Origin of the sequence: Streptomyces sp. NPDC002328, from assembly GCF_042890065.1 — a bacterium.
In the GTDB taxonomy this organism is placed as follows: Bacteria; Actinomycetota; Actinomycetes; order Streptomycetales; family Streptomycetaceae; genus Streptomyces.
The window spans coordinates 427281-443797 of record NZ_JBIARQ010000004.1 but is presented as its reverse complement, the minus strand read 5'-3'; the positions used below and the strand labels follow the sequence as shown (position 1 = coordinate 443797).

The 16517-nt window shown below is 70.4% G+C and carries 15 protein-coding genes; 12 read left to right on the top strand and 3 right to left on the bottom strand.

The features are described 5' to 3' along the window. The first annotated feature begins 733 nt into the window (after positions 1–733). The 8 genes from ACFYX4_RS14390 (at position 734) to ACFYX4_RS14355 (ending at position 9711) form a co-directional block, all read left to right on the top strand. On the top strand, positions 734–2095 hold the full coding sequence (locus tag ACFYX4_RS14390) for an alanine racemase (protein WP_389331341.1): 1362 nt from the start codon (positions 734–736) through the stop codon (positions 2093–2095). A gap of 59 nt (positions 2096–2154) precedes the next feature. Then, a complete protein-coding gene (locus tag ACFYX4_RS14385) occupies positions 2155–3135 on the top strand; it encodes an ornithine cyclodeaminase (protein WP_389331338.1) in 981 nt (326 codons plus the stop codon). Then, a complete protein-coding gene (locus tag ACFYX4_RS14380) occupies positions 3132–4568 on the top strand; it encodes an MATE family efflux transporter (RefSeq protein ID WP_389331335.1) in 1437 nt (478 codons plus the stop codon). The genes ACFYX4_RS14385 and ACFYX4_RS14380 overlap by 4 nt, the downstream gene beginning before the upstream one ends. Continuing rightward, positions 4565–5707, top strand: coding sequence for a histidinol-phosphate transaminase (gene hisC, locus ACFYX4_RS14375; protein WP_389331332.1), 1143 nt, complete (start codon positions 4565–4567; stop codon positions 5705–5707). Before ACFYX4_RS14380 ends, hisC begins: the two co-directional genes overlap by 4 nt. Then, a complete protein-coding gene (locus ACFYX4_RS14370) occupies positions 5704–6687 on the top strand; it encodes a PLP-dependent cysteine synthase family protein (protein WP_389331329.1) in 984 nt (327 codons plus the stop codon). The genes hisC and ACFYX4_RS14370 overlap by 4 nt, the downstream gene beginning before the upstream one ends. An 84-nt stretch (positions 6688–6771) precedes the next feature. Beyond that, a complete protein-coding gene (locus ACFYX4_RS14365; RefSeq protein ID WP_389331326.1) occupies positions 6772–7785 on the top strand; it encodes an ABC transporter substrate-binding protein in 1014 nt (337 codons plus the stop codon). Positions 7786–7867: 82 nt separating this feature from the next. Beyond that, a complete protein-coding gene (locus ACFYX4_RS14360; RefSeq protein WP_389331323.1) occupies positions 7868–8896 on the top strand; it encodes a FecCD family ABC transporter permease in 1029 nt (342 codons plus the stop codon). Next, complete coding sequence (locus ACFYX4_RS14355; protein WP_389331320.1) at positions 8896–9711, top strand: ABC transporter ATP-binding protein; 816 nt, start codon at positions 8896–8898, stop codon at positions 9709–9711. Before ACFYX4_RS14360 ends, ACFYX4_RS14355 begins: the two co-directional genes overlap by 1 nt. 233 nt (positions 9712–9944) lie before the next feature. On the opposite strand, the gene ACFYX4_RS14350 is transcribed toward ACFYX4_RS14355, so the two are convergent. Further along, on the bottom strand, positions 9945–10172 hold the full coding sequence (locus ACFYX4_RS14350; RefSeq protein WP_389331317.1) for a hypothetical protein: 228 nt from the start codon (positions 10170–10172) through the stop codon (positions 9945–9947). Between the two features lie 58 nt (positions 10173–10230). Between ACFYX4_RS14350 and pcaC the strand changes: the two genes are divergently transcribed. The 3 genes from pcaC to ACFYX4_RS14335 are packed head-to-tail and all read left to right on the top strand — an operon-like array spanning position 10231 to position 13022. Continuing rightward, entirely contained in the window at positions 10231–11532 is a 1302-nt protein-coding gene (gene pcaC / locus ACFYX4_RS14345) for a 4-carboxymuconolactone decarboxylase (protein WP_389331314.1), read from the top strand. Between the two features lie 35 nt (positions 11533–11567). Next, positions 11568–12212 carry an MBL fold metallo-hydrolase gene (locus ACFYX4_RS14340; RefSeq protein WP_389331311.1) on the top strand — a complete coding sequence of 215 codons (645 nt, stop codon included), beginning with the start codon at positions 11568–11570 and terminating at the stop codon, positions 12210–12212. Positions 12213–12242: 30 nt separating this feature from the next. Further along, a complete protein-coding gene (locus ACFYX4_RS14335) occupies positions 12243–13022 on the top strand; it encodes an exodeoxyribonuclease III (protein ID WP_389331308.1) in 780 nt (259 codons plus the stop codon). Between the two features lie 10 nt (positions 13023–13032). Here the strand turns inward: ACFYX4_RS14335 and ACFYX4_RS14330 are convergent, their stop codons facing one another. Next, a complete protein-coding gene (locus ACFYX4_RS14330) occupies positions 13033–14802 on the bottom strand; it encodes an SGNH/GDSL hydrolase family protein (protein ID WP_389331305.1) in 1770 nt (589 codons plus the stop codon). 169 nt (positions 14803–14971) lie between these two features. On the opposite strand from ACFYX4_RS14330, the gene ACFYX4_RS14325 reads away from it, so the two are divergent. Then, positions 14972–15391 (top strand): DUF6278 family protein, encoded by a 420-nt coding sequence (locus ACFYX4_RS14325; protein WP_389331302.1) that lies wholly within the window; start codon positions 14972–14974, stop codon positions 15389–15391. A 269-nt stretch (positions 15392–15660) separates the two neighbouring features. Here ACFYX4_RS14325 and ACFYX4_RS14320 read toward each other — a convergent pair whose 3' ends face one another. After that, positions 15661–16422: a hypothetical protein gene (locus ACFYX4_RS14320; RefSeq protein ID WP_389331299.1), complete on the bottom strand. Its 762-nt coding sequence runs from the start codon at positions 16420–16422 to the stop codon at positions 15661–15663. Positions 16423–16517 lie beyond the last annotated feature (95 nt).

Sequence of the window (16517 nt, the reverse complement as noted above, 5' to 3'; positions counted from 1 at the left end):
CCGCTTTGTGACGCCGTCGACACACGAAGAGTACGAGCGATACGGATGCAACTCTGGGAAACAGCACCTGGAGTGGTCCATCAGCCACAGTGACGACCACGGCCAAGATCGACACGGCGACGGCGGCCCTCAGGGCCTCAGCGTGTAGCGCGACCCATAGCCGCGATGGCACCGTGCATGTCACCAGGGGCGTCGTTCGGCATAAGCACCTGGGTGCATCCCCCCGCGTGGCGGTGGGGCAGAACCGTCCGAATACATGCCGACCGGGACATCGGCATCGGCATGGTCATCCGAACCGGCGCTGCGGTGTGCCGCAGCGGACTCCAGAGGGCGGTCCGCCAGGAACTAGCCCCCGACGAACTCCAAGGACGGGCCCAGGCCACCGGAGCGTGGCTCGCCTTCAGCCTGAGACCCTTCGCCGCCCTCGCCGCCGGCGGCCTCGGCACGTGGCTAGGGCTGCACCTCACCCTCACGCTCATCACCGCGGCCCTGGCAACGATCGAGTCATGCCGCTGTACCGGGATCGATGGGACGGTTGTGCAGTGCCATCCCGGCCGGGGTCTGACTCCTGAGATCTTTGACCGAAGTGTCCAGTCACGGACCTGTCGACTGTCGTTGCGGGATGCTGCCGGCGGGCGCGACGCCCCACTGAGTCTTATTGAAAATGAGTGTCATACTCGTGTAAGAATCTGGTGTGTTTATCTCACCGCAGGCGTCGGCGCCTGCGCCCCTGATGGCGGGAGTGCGGCCCTTCGCGCTCACCGCACTCCGGCATCCCGCCGTCTCCACCCTCCTGGCGGATCACCGCGCCCTGCTCGCCGACCTTCTGGACGGCCTGGGATCACCGCTGCACGTCGTACTGCCCGAGATCTTCGAGGAGAACGTCACCGAACTCCGGCAGGCGTTCGCCCAGGCGGGGGCCACCGCCGACATCCTGTTCGCCAAGAAGGCGAACAAGGCCGACTGCTACGTCACGTCGGCCGCTGCCCTCGGTGTCGGGATCGACGCCGCCAGCACCCCCGAACTGGTCAAGGCCCTGGCCGGCGGGGTGCCCGGACACCGGATCGGCATCTCCGGCCCGGAGAAGGACGACACCCTGCACGCTCTCGCCGTTCAGCACGGCTGCCTGGTCGCCGTCGACTCGATCAGTGAACTCCGTCGGCTCGCCGCAACCGCGCGGCTTGCGCGACGGCAGGCCAGTGTCCTGCTGAGGTCCCGGACGGCCGGTCAACCGGGAAGCCGCTTCGGGCTGTCAGTCGCCGAGCGTGAGGCCGCGGTCGGTCTGTGCGCGGAACTCGCCGACCACATCAGCCTTCGCGGATTCTCCTTCCACCTGAACGGCTACTCCACCGCCGAACGCGCCACGGCGGCGAACGAGATGATCGAGCACTGCCTCGACGCCAGGCGGCGCGGCTCGCACTCCGCCGAACTGGTAGACATCGGCGGCGGGTTGCCGGTCCGCTACGTCGAGCCGCGGCTCTGGGACGAGTTCATCGAGCAGAACGAGCCGGCCCACTACCACGCGGCCAAGACCTTCAAGGACTTCTATCCGTACGGCGGGCAGACGGCCGCTCAGGCAGTGCGCGCGATCATGGCGCACCCGGTCGACGGCGACGAGAGCCTGTCGGCGAAGGCGGAACGCACCGGCACCCGGTTTGTCGTAGAGCCCGGCCGGGCCCTGCTCGACCAGGCCGGATTCACCATGTACCGCGTACAGCAGGTGGACGACCGGCGGGAGACCGACGGGTACGCGATCGTCACGGTCGCCGGCAGCAGTTTCAGTCTCTCCGAGCAGTGGTTCAACAGTGACTACCTCCCCGACCCGCTGCTGGTGTCCGCCCAGTCCACCGCCGACGGGATGTTCCCGTCCTGCGTTGCGGGCTCGACCTGTCTGGAAAGCGACCTGGTGACCTGGCGGAAGATCGGCTTCCCGCGCCCTGTCCGGCGCGGTGACCACCTGGTCTACCTCAACACCGCGGGCTACCAGATGGACTCCAACGAATCACCGTTCCATGACGCCGCGTTGCCCTTGAAAGCCGTCCTCCGGCTCGGCGACGGCGGGGCCCGGCCGCGCTGGCACCTGGACGGAATCTGATGCGACCTCGAACCGAACCGAACTGACCCGACGCGCCTCGAATGAAGGAGAAGCCCCGCATGTCACAGAGCTACGCCCCGCCCGGGCAGTTGTGGCTCCTGCCGCAGTCCGAGCAAGAAGGTCTTGACCTCGACCACCGCCAGGTGATCGAGGTCGTCGAGCGGGCCTACCGCGCATTGCGCGAAGGCGGCTCGAACAACCCGGTCAAGACGATCATCGACGGTCCCGACCACCACTCGCTGAGCTATTCGATGGTGGCCAGGGACGCTGGCAGCGGCACCGTCTGCTTCAAGGCCGTCTACGAGTTCGACCCGCGCCGTACCCGGGACAGTTACCGGTTCCACTCGTTCGTCTTCCTCGTCGACGACACCACCGGGGCGCCCATCGCGCTGATGGACGTGGTGAAGCTCGGACCCTTGCGGTCCTCGGCCACCACCGCGCTGTTCGCCCGCGCGGCCTGCCCCGACGCACGAAGCGCGCTGGTCGTCGGCACCGGTGTCCAGGGACAGGCCGCCCTGCCGATGCTGGTAGCGGCCCTGCCGAAGCTGGAGCGCCCGCAGGTGTTCGGCACCTACCCCGACGGTCTGCGCGCGGTCCAGGACAGCGTGGACGGCCGCGAGGTCGAGATCGTCAAGGATCTCCGGGAGGCCGCCGGTGAGGCCGACATCGTGATCGGCGCCGCCGGCCTGTCCGCCACGGACGAGGTCCGGCGTGACTGGATGAAGCCGGGCTCGGTCGCCGTACTCCTCGGGTACGGCGTGCACGCCGACGTATGCCATGGCGCGGACTACCGGATCGCCACAGACACTGCCCAGATGCACGCCACCTGCGACGACCTGCGTGGCGAGGACGGCAGCCTGCCGTCGGTCGACGCCCAGCTGCCGGACGTCCTGCTCGGCCGGGCACCTGCTCGACGCCATCCCGACGACGTGGTCTTCGCCTACAACAGCGGCATGGCGGTCACTGACGCCGCGCTGGGCCGGTACATAGCCGATCTCGCGCAGGCGAGCGGGCGCGGGGAAAAGGTCAACTTCTGGTGAGTAGTACCCGGACAACCGGCACGACCGACGCGACAGAGGTCGGCGTCGGCTGGTGGGTCAAGAACTCGCGGGCGCTGCTCAAGCTGGCGTTTCCGCTGATCCTGACCAACTTCGCCTATGTCGCCCTGACCACCGTGGACATCGTGATGCTGGGCAGGCTCGGGGCGGTCGAGATCGCCGCCGCCGGTCTGGCCATCGCGCTGTTCAACCAGTTGCGTACCACCGGGACCGGCTTGGTCACCGGGGTCAGCAACCTGGTGGCCGAGGCGAGGGTGCGGGACGACCGGGAACGGATCGGGGCGCTGCTGTTCGCGGGCTTCTTCTGGGCGACCGTCTGCGGTGTGGTGTCCTGCGCGGTGCTGCTGCTGATCGGCCCGCTGCTCATCCTGCTGGGGCAGGACCCGAAGGTGGTCGACAAGGCAGGCGACTCCCTGGTGGTCCTGGCCCCGGGCATGCTGCCCTGCCTGTGGTTCCAGAACCTGCGGCACTTCACCACCGGTCTCAAGCGCCCCGGCCCGCTGCTGGCCATCACACTGGCCTCGGTCGGCGTGACCATCGGCCTGAACTACGCATTGATCCACGGCAAGTTCGGCCTGCCGGAATTCGGATTCGTCGGCGTCGCGATCGCCACCGTCACAGTGTTCCTGCTGTCCTTCCTGGCGTTCATCGCGGTGATCCTGCGCGACGGCGTCCTGCGCCCATACCTCACCTCGCCCGACGCGCGGCGCTGGAACGGGGACGCGGTCCGGTCCGTCTGGCGGCTCGGCCTGCCGATCTCGGGAACCTACGCCTCGGAGGCCGGGTTCTTCAGCGTGCTCACCCTGATCATCGGCTCCCTGGGCGTCAACGCGCTGGCAGCGCAGACGGTGCTGAACCAGATTGTCTACATCGTCTTCATGATCTCCGCCGGCCTGTCCCACGCGGCGTCGATCCACATCAGCGAGGCCGACGGCCTCAACGACTACACACTTGCTCGCCGAATGGGCCTCCTCGGCACCGCCTGGGGAGTGATCGCGACGCTGGTGATCGCCGCCCTGTACCTGGCGATCCCGAACCCGATCGTGTCCCTGTTCATCTCGGCCGGGCATGCCGACAACTCGGACATCGTCGCGCTCACCGTGACCGGACTGCTGATCGCCGCCCTCATGCAGGTCTTCGACGCCACGCAGAACATCGGAAACGGCATCCTGCGCGGCATCGGCGACACCGCCGGACCCTTCCGGATCTCCCTGGTCGGCTACTGGCTGATCGGGCTGCCCGCCGGCTACCTGCTCGGAGTGACCGCCGACTGGGGTGTCGAGGGCGTCTGGATCGGCCAGACCATCGGCCTCGCGGCCACCGCCGCCATCCTGCTGGTCGCGTTCCTGCGCCGCGTCGACCGGCTCCACCGGGAGACGTCAGGCGCACCCGTCCCGGAACCGGAGCCGTCATGAATCCCGTCCTCGCACCAGCCACTTCGGCGTCCTTGATACGCAGGGAAGTGGCGGGCCTGCCCCTCTACGATCCCGGCGCCGACCCGGACGACGTGGCCGTCCTCAGCGGCTCCCGCCACGTGATCAAACTCTCCAACAACGAGAACCCGTACGGCATCTCTCCCGCGGTCGCCGAAGCCGTACGCCTCAGCCTGGCCGGCGGAGTCTCCCGTTACCCCGATCCCAGCGGCAAGCGGCTGGCCGAGGCCATCGGGAAGAGCCTGGACGTGCCTGCCGAGCACGTCGTGCTGGGCAACGGTTCGGAGAACATTCTGGAGTTGCTGTGCCAGGCCGTACTCGATCCCGGTGACCTGGTGGTCACCCAGGCGCCCGGGTTCGCCCTGCACGAGATCTTCCCCCGCGTCATGGGCGCCCGGGTCGCCAAGGTCCCGGTCACCGCCGAGTTCGGGTTCGACGCCGCCGCCTGGCGCGACGCGCTGGCCGCGGGCCCGAAACTCGTCTTCCTCGCCAACCCGTGCAACCCCACCGGTGCGATGCTCAGCGCCGGCGAACTGGAGCAGGTCGTGGCCGCCACCCCGGAGTCGGCCCTGCTGGTGCTCGACGAGGCGTACGGCGAGTTCGCCCGGCCCAACCCCGAGTACCCCGACGGGCTGGAGGCTCTGCGCTGCCAGGACCGACCGTGGATCGTACTGCGCACCTTCTCCAAGGCCCACGGCCTGGCGGCCTTCCGGGTGGGGTACGGCATCGCCTCCGACGCCACCCTGATCCAGGCGCTGGACCGGGTCCGTACTCCGTACAACGTCAACCAGCCGGCCCAGGACGCCGCCGTCGCCGCGCTGGGCGACCACGAGCACCTGGCGAACACGGTACGCCGGACCGGTCTGGAGACCGCCAGGGTCACCGACCGGCTGCGCGGCGCGGGACTGCGCGTGGTCCCGTCCTCTACCAACTTCCTTTTCATCGACACCGGCTGCCGCTCCGACGGAGTCGCTCAGGAGCTGCACCGCGCCGGAATCATCGTCAAGGCGTGGCGCGAGCCGGGATACGAGACCTACATCCGAGCCTCCCTCTCGACGCCCGAGGAGAACGACGTCTTCGTGCGGTGTCTGACGGAGATCCGCGCGAAGGGAAAGCTGTGATCAAGAGCAAGGTATCCGACCTGATAGGCCGAACACCCCTGCTCAAATTGTCGGTTGCGGACGGTTCGGCGACCGTCCTGCTGAAGTTGGAGCAGTTCAACCCCACCGGCACCGCCAAGATCCGGATGGCCAGGAACATGGTGGACGAGGCGGAGGAAGCGGGGCTGCTCACCCCCGGCGGGTGGCTGGTCGAGTCCACCTCCGGCAACACCGGGCTCGGCCTGGCGCTCATCGCCGCCGAACGCGGATACAAGTTCACCGCCGTGGTGGACAACCACTCCAGCACGGACAAGTTGCGCGGCATGCTCGCCTACGGGGCCGACATACTCAATGTCGCCGAGGACGAGGAGGGCCTCGCCACCGCCGAACGCGACACCGTGGCCGAGCGACTCGCGGCCGAGCAGGGCGCGTACTGGACCGCGCAACACCGCAATCAGGGGAACCCGAACGGCTACCGGCCGCTCGCCCGCGAACTGCTCGACGACCTTGGCGATGACATCGACTACCTGTACGGGGCCGTCGGCACCGGTGGTTCGCTCTGCGGCACCGGCCGCGTCCTGCGGGAACGCATCCCGGACCTGAAGGTCATCGGCGTCGAGCCGGTGGGGTCGGTCGTCTTCGGCGGGCCGGGCGCGCCCTACCACCAGTCCGGCACCGGTACGCCCGAAGGCTCGGAGATCGGTGGCGTCGTCGACTACGAGGTGATCGACGAGGGGGTCAAGGCCAGCGACTCGGAAGCCTTCGAGACCTGCCGCTACCTGGCACGGAACTTCGGCATCCTGATCGGCGGTTCGGCCGGAGGCGTGGTCTACAAGGCCCTGGAGCAGGCGCAGAGCGCGGGGCCCGGGGCCACCATCGTCGTGCTGGTCTGCGACGGCGGCGACAAGTACCTGGACACCGTGTTCAACGACGACTGGATGGCGGCCAACGGCCTGTTCGACGAGCAGGTCGTCCACCGGCTCGCCGCAATGCTGCGGTAGCCCGTACTGACCAGCCGATCGCTGCGACGCAACGCCCTCTGCCACTACATACAGATTGGTACTCTGCTGCCGATGAAAACGAAAATGATTATCACAATAGTTACTGCCGCGGCGATGTTCGCGGTCGCCGGGTGTGGCGGTGACTCGGCCTCCGATGCAGCAGGGAAGGCGACGACGGCGGCGAAGGGCGCGACGGCCTACCCGTTCACCCTGAAGAACTGCGGCACCGACGTGACCTACAAGGCCGCGCCGAAAAGGGTCGTCACGCTGAACCAGACCGCCGCCGAGATCCTCATCCACCTGGGGGTGGGTGACCGGATCGTCGGATCGGGCTATGAGGTCGAGAAGGCTCCGGACGCGATCGCCGCGCAGTACAAGAAGATTCCGATCCTGTCCGGGGACGGCGAGACGATCAAGCACGAGAAGCTGCTGGAAGCCCAGCCGGACTTCGTCTACAGCTCTTTCGCGAGCTTCCTCACCAAGGAGGAGGCCGGTGACCGCAAGGACCTGCACGACCTGGGCGTGCCGACCTACCTGACCGAGTTCGACTGCTCGTACCACGAGAGCGTGGCCGACGCGGACTTCGAGATGATGTACGAGGAGTACCGCCGCCTGGGCAAGATCATGGGCGTGCCCGACGCCGGCGAGAAACTGGCGACCGAGCAGAAGGCCGTGGTGGACAAGGCGCTGAACGGCTACAAGAAGCCGGACAAGCCGCTGAAGGTGATGTGGTTCTACTCCACCTACGACGGCACCCCGTGGGCCGCCGGCCCCGGTGGTCTGCCGCAGCACATCTCCGAGCGCGTCGGGGTCGAGAACATCTTCGAAGACGCCAAGACCAAGTGGGCCGAGGTGAGCTGGGACGAGGTCGCCGCCCGGAATCCCGACGTCATCATCCTGGCCGACCTGAACCGAGGCGAACCCAACGACACCGCCAAGGAGAAGAGCGAGCTGCTCAAGAAGGACCCCCTCACCCGCAAGCTCGCCGCCGTGAAGGGCGACCGGTTCATCACCATCCCCGGCACCCACATGGATCCCAGCCACGGCAGCGCGTCCGCGGTCCCCGCGCTGGTCGACGGCCTGAACAAGCTCGGCTGAGCTGTCAACCACCATGACCACGAGTTCACAAACAACTGCCGCGCCCACCGGGACTCCGGTCACCAGTGACGAAAAGGTTCCGGTGGGCGCGCGGCGCGCCTCGATGGTGGCACTCTTCGTCCTGGCCGTGGCCGGGCTGCTGGTGTCGGTCGTCGCCGCGTCGCTCTTCGGGAGCGCGAACATCCAGCCCCTGGACGTCGTCTCCACGATCCTCCGGCACATCGGCCTGGGCAGTATCGCCCCCACCCCGCCACTGCCGGGGCTGCTGGACGCGCTTATCTGGGAGTCGCGCTTCCCGCGGGTGCTGCTGGCCTGCGCCGTCGGCATGGCCCTGGCGGTCTCGGGAGCGGTCCTGCAGGCGGTCACCAGGAATCCCCTTGCCGACCCCTACCTGCTGGGAGTCTCCTCCGGCGCCTCGACCGGCGCGGTCGCCGTGCTCCTGCTCGGCATCGGCGGAAGCATTTCCCTGTCGACCGGAGCTTTCGTCGGCGGTCTGGTCTCCTTCGCCCTGCTGCTGGTCCTGCTCGGCGGGGGGCGCGTCGCCAGCCCTTCCCGTGTGGTGCTGACCGGCGTGCTCGTGTCCCAGTTCTTCGCCGCGATCACCTCGGTGATCCTCATGGTCAGCGGGGACGCGAACTCCACCCGCGGCTTCACCTACTGGCTGCTCGGCACCCTCGGAGGCGCCCGGTGGGAGGGGGTGACCGTCACGGTCCTGATCATCCTGATCGGTGTGGTCGCCGTCCATTTCTTCGCGCCCGCCCTCGACGCCTTCACGTTCGGGTGGGACTCCGCCGAAGCCCTGGGGATCGACGTCACCGCTGCTCGCATCTGGCTGATGGTGCTGACCTCGGTCATGACAGCGGCCGCCGTGGCGGCCTCCGGCGCGATCGGCTTCATCGGGCTGCTCATTCCGCATGCCGTCCGCATCCTCGCGGGCCCGATGCACCGCTCCCTGCTACCTCTGTCCGCGATCGTCGGCGCCATCTTCCTCATCTGGGTGGACGTGTTCGCGCGGACAGCGTTCTCGCCCCACGAACTGCCCGCCGGCGTCATCACCGCGCTTCTCGGCGCGCCCGCCTTCGCGCTGGTCCTGAAGCGTCTGGAGTCCTGATGGGCCGCATCACCACCACCCAACTCTCCTGGTCGGTCAAGGGCCATCGGCTGCTGGACAGCATCGAGATGGCGGCCCACGACGGGAAGATCGTCGGCCTCCTCGGCCCCAACGGCTCGGGCAAGTCGACACTGCTGCGCCTGCTCGCCGGACTTCGCCGCCCCGACACCGGAACCATCCACCTCGACGACGTCAGCCTGCACGACCTCAGCCGCCGGGTGCGGGCCCGACGGCTCGCCGTCGTCGAACAGGACGTGTCCGCCCACAACCACGTCAACGTCCGTCAGGTCGTGGAACTCGGCCGTACACCGTTCCGCGGCCGCTTCGACGCGCTGACCGAGCACGATCGGCGGGTCGTCGACGCGGCGCTGGAACGGACCGACATCACCGGCAAGCAACACCAGGGCTGGCACACCCTCTCGGGAGGGGAGAGGCAGCGCGCCCAACTGGCCCGCGCCCTCGCCCAGGAACCGCAGGAGATCCTGCTCGACGAACCCACCAACCACCTCGACATCCGCCACCAGCTCGAACTCCTCGACCTGCTGACATCACTGGACGTCACCTGCGTCGTCGCCCTGCACGACCTGAACCTCGCCGCCCGGTACTGCGACCGCATCGTCGTCCTCGACCACGGGCAGGTCGCCGCGGCCGGGGACCCGGAGGCCGTGCTGACCCCGGACCTGGTCAAGTCGGTGTACGGCGTCGATGTCCTCGTCGACCACGAACACACCACCGGAACCCTCCGCATCACCTACCTGGCCGCCACCGCCACACGAACGACTGCCACGAAAGCGATGCAACTCGATCCCCAGTAGGGCTCATCAGCTGCCGACCACCACGACTTCGGGCTGTCGTCGGCGGGTTCGGTGCGGCGGAGCAAGATCCTGGCCGTGTCCGCGTCGCGAGGTGAGCGGTCTGTCAGGAGACCAACGACCCGGGGCGCTTCGAACCGTCGAAGTGCCCCGGGTCACAGTCGATCAACGCGACGATCTCGTCGGGAACCGGGCCGGACGGTGCCGTGGCTGCGACCACCGTCCGGCCCGGAGTCTCAGTGCTCCGTCACAGCGGTGAGGAGATCGTGCTCGTGCGCGCAGCTCTCGTCGATGCCGTAGGTGTCCCAGGCGGGGAAGGGGTCGGAGGCGGGCGGTCGCTCGCCTTCCCGCATCAGGCAGTCGGTCAGGGCTGCAAGCAGCGGGTCCGCGCGCAGGCCGCTGCCGATGTATCTGGATTCCCGAGGGTTCCGGCAGTCCCGGACGCGCCGCGCCGAGAGGGTCAAGAGCCGTCGGGTTCCCCGGGCTCTGTGAGATTTCGTGATACGTGAGAGGGTCTGAGGCGTGAGTGAGACACCGTCGAACACCCTGCAATACCGCTTTGACGGGCCAGAAGAGGCTCCCGTCCTGATCTTGGGCCCCTCCCTGGGTACCACATGGCACATGTGGGACCGGCAGGTCCCCGAGCTGGCCAGGCAGTGGCGGATCTTCCGCTACGACCTGCCCGGCCACGGCGGCGCCCCGGCCCACCCGGCGGGTTCCGTCGCCGAGCTCGCCGCGCGGGTGCTCGCCACGCTCGACGCGCTCGGCGTGCAGCGCTTCGGCTACGCGGGCTGCGCGCTCGGCGGCGCGATCGGCGTCGAGCTGGCCCTGCGCCACCCCGAACGCGTCGCCTCGCTCGCGCTGATCGCGGCCTCGCCGCGCTTCGGCACGGCGGACGAGTTCCGGCAGCGGGGCGTGATCGTCCGGACGAACGGCCTCGACCCCATCGCGCGCACCTCGCCCGACCGCTGGTTCACCAGCGGCTTCGCGGCCGCGCAGCCCGCCATCACCGACTGGGCGGTGCAGATGGTGCGCACCACCGACCCCGGCTGCTACATCGCCGCCTGCGAGGCGCTCGCCGCGTTCGACGTCCGCGCCGAACTCGGACTGGTCGGCGTGCCGACGCTGGTCCTCGTCGGCTCGGACGACCAGGTCACCGGCCCCGCCGAGGCCCGCACGCTGGTCGCCGGCATCCCGGACGCCCGGCTCGCCGTCGTCCCCGGCGCGTCCCACCTGGTGCCGGTGGAGCAGCCCGCGGCCGTCACCGACCTGCTGGTCAGGCACTTCTCCACCGCGTGGCAGCCTGCCTACGACCACAGCACCGGCCAGACCGCCGTCCCGGGCGTCTCCCTCAAGCCGGTCGTCGCCCCGCCCCCGCAGGCCGCGCCCGTCGCCGAGATCGCGCCCCCCGCCCTCGTCGAGCCGCCGCAGGTCATGGGCCGGCCCGACCCGTACGACGCGGGGCTGAAGGTGCGCCGCGAGGTCCTCGGCGACGCTCACGTCGACCGGGCGCTGTCGCAGGCCGACGACTTCTCCGGCGACTTCCAGGAGTTCGTCACCCGTTACGCCTGGGGCGAGATCTGGGACCGGCCCGGACTCGACCGGCGCTCCCGCTCCTGCGTCACCCTCACCGCGCTCGTCGCCGGGGGCCATCTGGAGGAGCTCGCGTTCCACACGCGCGCGGCGCTGCGCAACGGCCTCACCCCGGACGAGATCAAGGAGGTCCTGCTCCAGGCCGCGGTCTACTGCGGCGTCCCGGCGGCGAGCAGCGCCTTCCGGGTGGCGCAGCAGGTCATCCGTGAGGAGACCACGCCGACCGAGTGAGCGCCCGCCCGCGCGCCGGGGGCAGGATGGATCCCATGACGACCACGAAGCTCACGAAGAAGTCGCACGCCTGCGTCCGTCTCGAGAAGGACGGGCGCACGCTCGTCCTCGACCCGGGCGGGTTCAGCGAGCGGGACGCGGCCGTCGGCGCCGACGCGATCCTGGTCACGCACGAACACCCCGACCACTTCGACGAGGAGCGGCTGCGGGCCGCGCTGGAGGCCGACCCGGCCGCCGAGATCTGGACCCTGCGGTCGGTCGCGGAGAAGCTCTCCGCCGCCTTCCCGGGCCGCGTCCACACCGTCGGCCACGGCGACGCCTTCACCGCGGCCGGCTTCGACGTCCAGGTCCACGGCGAGCTGCACGCCGTCATCCACCCCGACATCCCGCGCATCACCAACGTCGGCTTCCTGATCGACGGCGGCCGGGTCTTCCACCCCGGCGACGCCCTCACCGTCCCCGATCACGCCGTCGAGACGCTGATGCTTCCCGTCATGGCTCCCTGGAGCAAGATCTCCGAGGTCATCGACTACGTCCGCGAGGTGAAGCCGCAGCGCGCCTACGACATCCACGACGCCCTCCTGACCGACCTCGCCCGCCCCATCTACGACCACCAGATCGGCGCTCTCGGCGGCGCCGAGCACCTGCGGCTGGCGCCGGGGGAGAGCACGGCGCTGTGAGTGTCAGAGCCGCCGGGTAGGTTGTGGGGCATGCGCATCGCGACCTGGAACGTGAACTCGATCACCGCCCGCCTGCCGAGGCTCCTGGCCTGGCTGGAGAGCAGCAGCACGGACGTGCTCTGCCTCCAGGAGGCCAAGGTCGCCGAGGCGCAGTTCCCGTTCGAGCAGCTGCGCGAGCTGGGCTACGAGGCGGCGGTCCACGCGACCGGCCGGTGGAACGGCGTGGCGGTGATCTCCCGGGTCGGTGTCGAGGACGTCGTCAAGGGCCTGCCCGGCGACCCCGGCTACGACGGCGCCCCCGAGCCGCGCGCCATCTCCGCGACCTGCGGCCCGGTCCGCGTCTGGTCGGTGTACGTGCCCAACGGCCGCGAGGTGGACCACCCCCACTACGCCTACAAGCTCCAGTGGTTCGAGGCGCTGAAGGCCGCCGTCGCGGGGGACGCGGCCGGGGGCCGCCCCTTCGCCGTGATGGGCGACTACAACGTGGCGCCGACGGACGACGACGTGTTCGACCCGGCCGCCTTCGAGGGCTCCACGCATGTGACGGCCGCCGAGCGCGCCGCCCTCGCCTCCCTGCGCGAGTCCGGCCTCTCCGACGTCGTGCCGCGCCCCCTGAAGTACGAGCACCCCTTCACGTACTGGGACTACCGCCAGCTCTGCTTCCCCAAGAACCGCGGCATGCGCATCGACCTGGTCTACGGCAACGAGCCGTTCGCCAAGGCCGTCAAGGACTCCTACGTCGACCGCGAGGAACGCAAGGGCAAGGGCGCCTCGGACCACGCCCCGGTCGTCGTCGACCTGGAACTCTGAGCCCCCGCGCTCACAGCAGCCGCAGGTCCACCGCCTCCGCCAGCGCCGCGTACCCCGCGTCGCCCGGGTGCAGGTGGTCGCCGCTGTCGTAGGCGGGGAGCATGCGGGTGGGGGCGAAAGGGTCGCGCAGGGCGCGGTCGGCGTCCAGTACGCCGTCGAACGCGCCCGCCTGCCGGATCCAGACGTTGACCGCGGCCCGCTCGGCGTCCACCGCCGGTGTGCAGCGCGCGGTGCCCCCGCACGGCAGCAGCGTCGCCCCGAGCACCCGCACCCCGCGCAGCCGCGCCCGCTCGGCGATCTCCCGCAGCCCCTCGATCACCTGTTCCCCGCTCGCGCCGAGCAGCAGGTCGTTGATGCCTTCGAGGACGACGACGGTCCGCACCGAGGTCTGCGCGAACACGTCCCGGTCGAGCCGGCTCAGCGCGCTCACCCCGGCCCCGACCGTCGGCAGCGCCCCGTCGCCCGGATAGCGGTCGACGAGCACGCGGTTGCCCGCGATGCCCTGGTTGAGGACGCCGTAGCGCGGCACCGCGTCCTGGCGGCGCAGCCGGTCGGCCAGCGCGTCCGGCCACCGCCGGTCGGCGTCCACCGTCGACCCGTCGCCGTCGGTGATCGAGTCCCCGAACAGCACCACCGTTCCGGGCCCGCCGCCCACGTCCACCCCGGTCAGCAGCGGCCACGTGGTCAGCGTCGGCGCGTACGCCGTGCCGGCCGCGTCGGCCGTGTGGTCGCCAGGGCCGCTGAGGTAGGACCGCTGGAGCGCGAACCCGTGCAGGGGCGCCGCGGTCACCGGGCCCGGCAGATGCACGCTCACCAGCAGATCGGCGCCCGCGGGCACCGGGAAGGCCAGCGGATCGCTCACCGCCTGCGCCCCCGCGGGCAGTTCGACGCCCGGCGCGCCGTCGAACGACAACCGCGCCGGCCGCTCGGCCGCCGTCGCGCCCTCCGCCCGCACCGCCACCGTCGCGCCGCCCAGACGCACCGGCAGGGACGCGAACGTGTTGTCGAAGCGCAGCCGCACGCGCGGCCCGCCCGCCGAAGTGTGCACCACCAGCCGCAGCGTCCGGTCCGTCCACGGCCCCACCGTCCGCAGCCCGGACGTCGCCGTCGCCCAACTGCCCGTCCAGCCCGGCCGGGCCGCCCGCACCGTCAGCGCGAACACATGCAGTTCCGGATCGACCGGTAGCTCCACCCACGCGACCTCGCGCCCCCGGTCGAGCGGGACCGTCGTCACGTACAGCCGGGCCTTCTCGGCGAGTTGACCGTCGCGGGTGTTCACATGCGGCAGGGCGACCGCCTTGGCGGCGAGGGAGCCCTGCCGCCAGTCGGGCACCGCCAGCCGGTAGGACGAGCGGGAGCCGTCGGCGTACCCGACGGTCCCCGCGCCGCCCGCCGCGTCCCCGCCCGTGCCGGTGGCCAGGAAGGCCAGGGCGTCGCCGCGGCCGGTGAGGCGTACGGCCTGCCCCTGGGCGCGCACGTTGTCGGGGGCGCCCGCCGCCCGGCGCGGCCACGTCAGCCGCGCGCCCTGGACGGTCAGCGCCCGCCCCGGAGTCCAGCCCGCGGCGGCCAGGTCGCCCGCCGACAGCGAGGCGCCGCGGCCGTCGAGGTCCGCCGAGTCCGGGCGGGCGTCGTCGGAGACCGCCGTGTTGTCGTAGAGCCGCTCCAGGGGGAGCGGCGGCACCCGGGCGGCCCGCACGGGCGGGGCCGGCAGCGCGAACAGCGAGAACAGGACGAACAGGACGAGGGGCACCACGGGGTACCCCCGCACGTGTCGGCGCACGTACCGACTCCTCCCGCGGATCCGGATCCGGACGATCTTGGCAGGGCGACGCTAGGGAGAGGTCGCGCACCGGTCAACCCGCCATGCGCGGAGCGACGGTGATTCGGCGGGAAGACGCCGTCCGCGCGCCCTGTGGTGCCCACACCGGTGTGAATGTCACGCTGGGCGTATGAACATCCCTTTCCTGGGCATCAGGCGCAAGAAGCAGGGTGAGACGACGCTGGCGGCGGACCCCGAAGGGGTCGCCGAACTGCTCTCCGAATGCGATCTGCTGCGCTCCCTGACGGTCCAGGAGGGCGTCGTACTCGACGACTCGGTGCACTCCTTGGAGGCCCTGGACCAGCTGCTGCCGGGCTGGCGCGACGACGAGGAGATCCTGCCGTGGCTCGGCAACGACGCCGGGCTCTACCTCGGCACGGTCATCGTGCGCACCGTCCCCGGCGCCCAGTGGCAGGTCTGGCCGGGCGGCCGGCCCGTCGTACGGCTGGCGTCCGGGCGGGAGTTCGACGTGGTGGCGTCCGGACACGAATGGGCGGCGAACGGGGTTCCCGAACTGTCCCAGGTGTACGGCGAGGTCGCGGAGGCCTGACCCCCGACCGGTCCGACCGTGCCCTGAGGGACCGCCGACTCGACTACGATGTGCCGTTCATCCGGTCCGCAGGACCCAGAGGCAGCAGTCCACCCACAGAGCCCCACCCGCCCGGCCACGGCCGGAGATCACTGTTCGCGCGCGGGAGCGCCCCGTACGACGGGTCGTTCGCCGGCGAGGAGAAGGTCAGCCGTGCGCCGGACGGGTTGTGCTCGCCGGGGAGCGGGCCGATCGTGCCGACGACCGGGGCAGGCAGGACCGCGTGGAATTCAGGTCGCGCGGTGGGAGGAGCGTGGCGCGGTCGCCTGCGCGGGCAGCGGCGCCCGCGCCGCCCGCGTCACCTCCGCCACCTCCTCGACGACATCCGGCCCGTACGCGTGCGAGTTGACGACCTTCAACAGCACCACGAAGGAGCCGTTGCCGTGCTTGCGCCGCAACCGCTCGTGGTGGCGGGCGAGATAGCGCGTCGCGGCCTGGTTGGTGATGGCGGTCTGGCCGCAGAAGAGGAACACGGGCCGGTTGTGCGGGCTCGCGTCGACGGTGAGCCGCGCGAGGAGCACGTACTCGGCCACGCCCCCCTCCAGCCGGTAGCGCTCGGAACCGATCTGGAACGCCCCGCGGTCGGGCGTGGGTTCGGCGTCGACGTTCACCCGCACCCCGGGCAGCAGCGACGCGAGGTGGGCCGTCATACGGCGGTTGGAGGCCGGCCCGCCGACGCAGAACTCGGTGCGCTCACCGAACCCCTGACGGGCCGCGTCGTGCGCGACGACCTGCGCCTGCGCCCCGCAGTCCTTGATCAGCGCGGCCAGTTCGAGCAGCGCGAACACGTCGTAGCGCATCACGGTCAGCTCCGGGCCGCTCGCACCGCGGTTCACCACGAGCAGCGACTCCGAGTTGTCCGGCAGCCCGAAGAACGCCTGCTTGCGCCGGAGTCGGCGCTTCCACAGATAGGTGCGGGCCACCCAGCCGAGCGCGGCACTGATGCCGGCCGCGACCACGCCCAGGACGATGTTGCGCACGTCGTCGTTCATGGGCGCGCATGCTAGCGGGCCGACACGGCGGGAACGTACCCGTGTTCGATGTGTGTCAGTCGTGCGACACCGTGCCGAGGCGGTCTGTCGAGGCC